The sequence below is a fragment of the Lysinibacillus sp. CTST325 genome (assembly GCF_054665055.1).
In genome coordinates, this window is the sequence record NZ_BAAFHO010000002.1 from 817,483 (window position 1) to 824,279 (window position 6,797).

Consider the following 6,797-nt stretch of genomic DNA (forward strand, 5'->3'; position numbering starts at 1 on the left):
CTTTAAAATTAAAGGACTCGTTCATAGAAAAACTTGGTTACAGTATTTAGAATGAAAAGAGCGAGTATTAATAGTAAAAGAACTGCTTTTACAGACAATACAATAAAATTACTCAAAAACAGCAATACTATTATTAATGAAGTAATACATTGCATAGTTATATTAGAAGCTTGTCCTTCAATAAGAGCATCTCTTTCATCATATTCTTTCGATAAATCATCCTCATTTTCTGATTTTCTTAAATAGATTGTAATCGATACAATCAAAATAATAATACCAACAACGAAAAGATAGTTTGCCGACATTTTTTCTGTTGGATTCATCAAAAGACTAATAACACCTAATATTATTGCAAGGAATGCTGTTAATAATCTTTGAAATAACTTTCGTTTCAATACAATACTCTCCTCTTAAATATGAAGTTTACTTCATGTGAAGTAAACTTCATATTAACGTCTTCTAAAAATAAATTCAAGTTAAAAATTTGCCAAATAATGAATATTTTATTAAAAACTCTAAAAAAAATATTATATCCGCAACACATCAATGATTAACAATGAACATCAAAAGGAGAAAACAAAAGTAAATAAGCAATTTTTCACAACAAAAAAACGCATGCAATTATTTTTTGCATGCGTTTTTTATTTTAATCTACGGACTGGATAATGTTTAGCTCAAGGATTCGAATTTCCTTATTTAGCTTAGCAATGGCTGCTTCTATTTGTTCAAAGCGTTCTAAATGATTTTTACTGGCATTGTGCGTAGGTAGCGTTTCTTTTAACGCTGCCTGCCCCGCATATAGAATTTCAAGTAAATCCAATTTTTCAAAATAAGCTGTGCTATATTGTATTCCCATTTCACAAAGCCCCTTACTGTTACTTTTTCATCACTAATAAAAACCCTAGCCTTTACTAGCACTATAACCGAAAAAAGCAAGCACAAAACCATGTCTTAGTTATCATTTATTATCCAATAAAAGGTATACACTGATGCTAATAAATATATTTCTGTAGGTTAATGTCGAGTTTATCAATTTTTTAAGATGGAATAAACAAATGTATCATGCGCCTGGCCATTTTGATACATATAATCTCGAAGAATTCCTTCATTTTGAAAACCAATTTTAGTTAGTAGCTTATTCGATGCTTCATTTTCTATAAATACAACAGCGCCTATACGAGTTAGCCCCATATGCTCAAAGCCATACGACACAACTTCGGTAACCGCTTCTTGAGTATATCCTTTTCTCCAATAATCAGGATGAATTTCATAACCGATTTCTGCCCGTCTATGGGTGGGCGACCAAGCGTTAAAACCAATTGTCCCGATTATACCCTTTGTTTCTTTTCTTTCAATCCCCCACCTTATCCCTCTTTTTCCAGCAAAATTCTTTGAAAATAAATTTACTAAACTTTCTGCTTGCTGTATCTCTTTAAATGGCTCTTGTCCATAATAGCGTGTGACTTCTTCATTAGAGAAACAACTAAAAACACTTTCCGCATCATCCTGCGTTAACTCTCTTAAAATAAGTCTTTCTGTCACTAAATTAGGAAACATTGATTCTCCCCCTTTACTTTCATCTATTCTCCACACTTCCACTAAAATCCTTTAAAAACAAAAAAGCACACCAAGTAGAAAGTGTGCTCACTTTGTTTAAGTGATGTTATCCAAAAATTTGTGCGGCTATGGCAAATAGCGTATTATTTCTAGTCGGCATCTTTTCAGCATGAAGAAACATAACGGGAGGTGTATTTGCCTCTGTAAAGCCACTTTGCTCTAACCATTTTATAAATTCAGCATGACCAGATGGTACATCAATTCTTAATTTTCCATAATGGCCTTTTGCTAAAGTATTCATTATGAGACTGGCTGTTTTAGATTCAGGTGCTATGATTGGGCCTAAAATTAGATTAATTGGACCTAAAATGGATAACCCAAAGCCAATAATATTTGCTTGATGATCTCTCACAACGATACAATGCTTAGATTGCTTTATTCTATTCCGTAAAAAATTACTTCTTTTATCTCCAAAGGCAGCTGCATCTAAGCGGGCAATTTCGGCAAAATCACTCTCATTATAATCTTCTATCGTATACTCATTAGAAGCTACGTTATGTGCACCACTATAATTGTCAGTCAGATATTTATGTACATAATCTACAGTAGTAAAGCCCATTTTCTTATATAACGGTTCACCGTCTTTCGTTGCGACGAGCATAATGGCTGTATGTTCCGATACACTTTCAATACATTTTTGAGTAACTAATTTCCCTAGACTGAGCCCTCTGTAACTTTCATGTACAATGACCATACCTATTGATGCTAAATTTGTATCATATGTAATAATGGCAGCACTTGAAACAATTTTACCTTCAGCATTTTTGTGTCCAAATATTTTGCCTGACATCATCACCGTTCTAATTTCAAACTCATCATAATCCCACCCGACAGAGTCAGAAAGCGCAATTAATCCCGGAATATCATTTGCATTGAATAATACTAATTTTAATTGATTTAATGTAGTCATTCTTTCCCCTCACTCAAGAACATTTGTTTCCATTTTATATGTATACTCTATAATGCACAAGTGGAATTTTTAAAAAATTTAGATTTATTAGCAAAAATTTGTGAAAACTGGGCAAATAGCGTCATAGATAATACCCTCGAAGTGGCTTATCGGACGCCCCCATGAAAGCGTCCAGCCGAAACGGAAATCAAAATTACGCTTCGGAATTAACCCAAACTATGATAGTGATTCAAAATTTTTCTATATATGCCTTTTAAAAATAGTAAATATCTTTATAATAGAAGCTAGACTATGCACTCCTACTTTAAGCATATTTAGGTGATTAAAAATGACATCATATGAACGAATACTTATCATGGTCCCGCCGTTTCCCTAGCTACGTCTACTCTTTTCTAAAGAAGTAGATTTTGCTTGTAGGAGGGCAATAAGTTGAAAAAACATGTAGCACCATCTTTACTATTAATGATTGTTCTTGTGGCTTTTCCACAGATTAGCGAGACAATTTACTCACCATCTCTACCTGATCTTTCAGATGCATTCAATGCTTCAAATCGCTCTGTACAGTTAACCTTAAGTATTTATTTTATAGGGTTTGCTATCGGTGTATTTTGTTGGGGATGGATTTCTGATTTTATTGGACGAAGACCGGCCATGCTTGGCGGTTTAGTCTTTTATGGTATTGGCAGTTTCATGTGTTTTTACGCAGAAACTATTTCTTTTCTATTAGTTAGTAGATTTATACAAGCTTTTGGGGCGGCAACAGGCTCGATAATAACGCAAACCATTTTGCGTGAAAGCGTATCTGGCAGTCAGAGACATGCTATGTTTGCGCAAATTTCCGCGGTGATTGCCTTTACCCCTGCAGTAGGGCCGCTGATTGGTGGCTGGGTCGATCAAGCATTTGGTTTTAGAGCTGTTTTCTTTGTGCTCGTTGCGATGAGTATTTTGTTGTTTATCTACGCTTATTTCAGACTTCCTGAAACAACAGATAAATCAACGAGAAAAAGAATTGCTATTTTTCCAGTAGTAAAACGTATCATTTCATCTCCACGGGTTCTTATCTTTGGATTATTGATTGGTGGAATAAATGGCGTGTTATTCAGTTACTATGCCGAAGCTCCCTTTATCTTTATTGACCATTTCAATTTATCACCAGGACTTTATGGATTTCTTGGCATAATTGTGGCGCTTGCCTCTATTATTGGTGCCATGATTTCCAAAAGACTAGTCAACAACTATCAGCCGGAAAAAGTAATCCATCTCGGTTGTTTTGTGATGACAGTTGGAGCTTTATTATTATTAATCATTAGTTCTTTACCATTGCCTAATATTGTCTTACTAATGGGCATTTTAGTTACCATTTTTATTACCTTATTAGGATCAGGGATTGCTCTACCTAATTGCTTAAGCCTTGCACTTGTCAACTTTCAGGACGTTATCGGGACAGCGGGCGCGATTTTCAGTTTAGGCTATTACTTACTAGTAAGCTTAATAACATCAGGTATGAGTTTCCTGCATAATGGTTCATTGATGATTATGCCACTATATTTTTTCATCCTATCGATGATACTGTTAATATTCGGAAGAAAGTTTATTGTGTAAAATATTGTAGCGGGAATATATATAATCAATAGCACTTCCTTCATCGGCCACCCTATATATCTAGTAGGGTGGCTGCTTCTTTACTGAAAATAATAATTGACTACTTCTTCAGCCGAGTGAAAAATAATATTACTTTGAGTTTTATAAATAAACTTTGGTGAAGTACAAGCTTTTTCGAGACTTTTTGCGTACTTTAAAGTATCAGTCATTTGCTCGATTATCTCAGAATAACCATCGAGATTATTGGAGATTTTCGGCATCATTGTATCGGAGATGTCTAAAATAATGGAAACTTGATCCTCCGCAAAATTATTTAAATTAATGAAAAAGCACTCCTCCAAATCTTTCGAATGCTTGTCAACATTAATAACTGCTTCACTATATTTTGCGATTAGTCCCGTAGATGTCACTGTAATTGTAAAACCTTGTTCAGTTAGTTTTTTATGAATGGCATCTAACAAAGTATTAACTTCCGCATCCATTTTAGGCGTTACAGTTGTCTGGATTAAATTATCACAATTTTGATGAATGGTATCAATTTCTGCCTGGTTATCAACGAGTAATTTAAAGTTTGATATCGAGTACACACTAAATCTCCCCTTTATTATAAGTTTGACATTAGGGCGTTTTTTTAGTCATCTTTTAGCCATATATTTTTAGAACAATGATCTGATTAAATGGCATTAAACATTTAAATAATTGAGTTTGGCAATTCTGGTGCGATTATAGGAACTTGGCGAAACTTATTGAAGTGCTTAGTTGTAATTTGAGGATAAATCAGGATATAACAAAAGGCTGTCACAAAGAGTTCATCAGACAGCCTTTCTAAACTTAAATTAGATGTTTTACCATTGTATAATAGCTACTTCCAGGTGGATAATCTTTTATTTCACCTACAACCTCATAGCCCCTCGTTTCATAAAACGTACGTGCTTGAAAGTCATATGTAGTTAACAATGCCTTCGTAGCCCCCATTTGCTTGGCTGTTTCTTCAGCTTTCGCCAGTAGCTGTCCACCAATACCTTTTCCACGGTATTCTTTACTAAACCAAAACTTATTGATTTCCACCCATCCCCAATAAACCTCAGCTGTGATGCCACCAATCCATTGTTGTTGAGGATCGGTTACGATTAAGTTTAATGGTCGGATTGAACCTTTTTGTCGAGTTTTTTTATGGTATGGTGAATGTTCATCGTTGTACTCTCTAATCTTTGTGTATAAAAACGTAGTAAAGTCCTCGTGATTTTCTAATAAAACCTCTACTCGATAATTCATATGAATCCCCTTTCCATATGTATTTCTATGCTTTATAACGCTCCATTAGCTTTTCCTGATGAGCTGAAAAAATTTCTTCCAGTGAAATATCATATTTATTAGCGATAACAATAATATTCCCTAAAACATCTCCAAGCTCCTCTACTAATTCCTGCTTATTTTCTTCATATGTTTGAATCTTTTCATCCGGTCTATCCCTACCAATCTCTAACGCTCGTATAGCTCTCGCTACTTCCCCAGTTTCTTCAGCTAGGAAGCCAATACGCGTAAAAATACTTAAATCAGACCAGCCACGTGTATCATAATAAGCCTTTAACCATTTTTGAAATTCATTTAATTCCATTTCTATTTCCTCCATTTCTTTCCTCTAGAAATTAAATTATACTATAAAAGTGAAACGTGAATCAGTGGGGTTTTTCATCCCCCGCTTAAAGTTCACTACCCGTTAATGCGGAAAGATACTTAGATATGGAGGAACAATGATGAATAGTATTGCAGTATTTTGCGGATCAAGCATCGGTGCTTCTGAGGCATATAAAGAAGGAGCTATTCTTCTAGGAAAAGAATTAGCAAAACGTAATATTACCTTAATTTATGGCGGAGCGAGTGTAGGTGTGATGGGAACAGTTGCAGACACGGTTCTTCGTGAAGGTGGCAAGGTGATTGGGGTTATTCCGACGTTGTTAGAGGAACGGGAAATTTCTCATAAACATTTAACAGAGCTAATTGTCGTCAATTCTATGCATGAACGCAAAAGCAAAATGATGGAACTAGCTGATGGCTTTATCGCTTTACCCGGAGGCCCTGGTACGTTAGAAGAATTTTTTGAAGTATTCACTTGGAATCAAATCGGCCTTCTGCAAAAGCCTTGTGGCATTTTAAATATCAATCATTATTACGATTTACTCATTGAGTTATTTGACCATATGCAAAACGAACAATTTTTACAAGCCCAATCTCGAAATGCCCTACTTGTAGATGAAGATGTTGCAGCGCTATTAGATAAATGTGCAGCCTATGTTCCACCCGCAGTTAAAACATATCAAACGAATAAATGAATAAATTTAGGATATTGGATAGGATTTATCTATTATCTTACATATTCAAAAACAGCTGAACATATGAATTCAGCTGTTTTTCATATACCCAAAAAATAAAATTTGGAGGGTTATTTGAGTTGTGCGTATTGACAATCTATTAGCTGGTTTAGTTGAATAGCAACAATCTTTAAGAAAACAGCCTAATAAAAAATTTTCTTATACTGTCTCACTAGCGTCGCATTAAAATAATTCAACGTAATTTTAAAAAACTGAATTTTCTGTAATATTATCCGTGCATAAAAAAAGCCTTTATAATGGTTGGGCAGTAGTAAACCATCCAAATCCAAAATAAA

At 34.5% G+C, this 6,797-nt stretch carries 9 protein-coding genes; 2 read left to right on the forward strand and 7 right to left on the reverse strand.

Annotation, left to right across the window (positions count from 1 at the left end; genetic code table 11):
* Positions 1 to 8 precede the first annotated feature (8 nt).
* The 4 genes from ACYQ73_RS09710 to ACYQ73_RS09725 form a co-directional block, all read right to left on the reverse strand.
* Positions 9 to 395, reverse strand: a complete 387-nt coding sequence (locus tag ACYQ73_RS09710; RefSeq protein ID WP_460012291.1) for a hypothetical protein — start codon at positions 393 to 395, stop codon at positions 9 to 11.
* Positions 396 to 646: 251 nt separating this feature from the next.
* Positions 647 to 856 carry a hypothetical protein gene (locus ACYQ73_RS09715; protein ID WP_460012292.1) on the reverse strand — a complete coding sequence of 70 codons (210 nt, stop codon included), beginning with the start codon at positions 854 to 856 and terminating at the stop codon, positions 647 to 649.
* Between the two features lie 173 nt (positions 857 to 1,029).
* Positions 1,030 to 1,557 (reverse strand): GNAT family N-acetyltransferase, encoded by a 528-nt coding sequence (locus tag ACYQ73_RS09720; protein ID WP_460012293.1) that lies wholly within the window; start codon positions 1,555 to 1,557, stop codon positions 1,030 to 1,032.
* Positions 1,558 to 1,663: 106 nt separating this feature from the next.
* Positions 1,664 to 2,527: a GNAT family N-acetyltransferase gene (locus ACYQ73_RS09725; RefSeq protein ID WP_460012294.1), complete on the reverse strand. Its 864-nt coding sequence runs from the start codon at positions 2,525 to 2,527 to the stop codon at positions 1,664 to 1,666.
* Positions 2,528 to 2,956: 429 nt separating this feature from the next.
* Between ACYQ73_RS09725 and ACYQ73_RS09730 the strand changes: the two genes are divergently transcribed.
* The gene (locus ACYQ73_RS09730; RefSeq protein WP_460012295.1) at positions 2,957 to 4,129 is read left to right on the forward strand and encodes a multidrug effflux MFS transporter; all 1,173 of its coding nucleotides are present in this window, start codon (positions 2,957 to 2,959) and stop codon (positions 4,127 to 4,129) included.
* 80 nt (positions 4,130 to 4,209) lie between these two features.
* Here ACYQ73_RS09730 and ACYQ73_RS09735 read toward each other — a convergent pair whose 3' ends face one another.
* The 3 genes from ACYQ73_RS09735 to ACYQ73_RS09745 form a co-directional block, all read right to left on the reverse strand.
* Positions 4,210 to 4,716, reverse strand: a complete 507-nt coding sequence (locus ACYQ73_RS09735; RefSeq protein ID WP_460012296.1) for a hypothetical protein — start codon at positions 4,714 to 4,716, stop codon at positions 4,210 to 4,212.
* Between the two features lie 244 nt (positions 4,717 to 4,960).
* A complete protein-coding gene (locus tag ACYQ73_RS09740; RefSeq protein WP_460012297.1) occupies positions 4,961 to 5,404 on the reverse strand; it encodes a GNAT family N-acetyltransferase in 444 nt (147 codons plus the stop codon).
* Positions 5,405 to 5,429: 25 nt separating this feature from the next.
* Complete coding sequence (locus tag ACYQ73_RS09745; protein ID WP_460012298.1) at positions 5,430 to 5,747, reverse strand: MazG nucleotide pyrophosphohydrolase domain-containing protein; 318 nt, start codon at positions 5,745 to 5,747, stop codon at positions 5,430 to 5,432.
* Positions 5,748 to 5,886: 139 nt separating this feature from the next.
* On the opposite strand from ACYQ73_RS09745, the gene ACYQ73_RS09750 reads away from it, so the two are divergent.
* Positions 5,887 to 6,462, forward strand: coding sequence for an LOG family protein (locus ACYQ73_RS09750; RefSeq protein WP_460012299.1), 576 nt, complete (start codon positions 5,887 to 5,889; stop codon positions 6,460 to 6,462).
* Positions 6,463 to 6,797 lie beyond the last annotated feature (335 nt).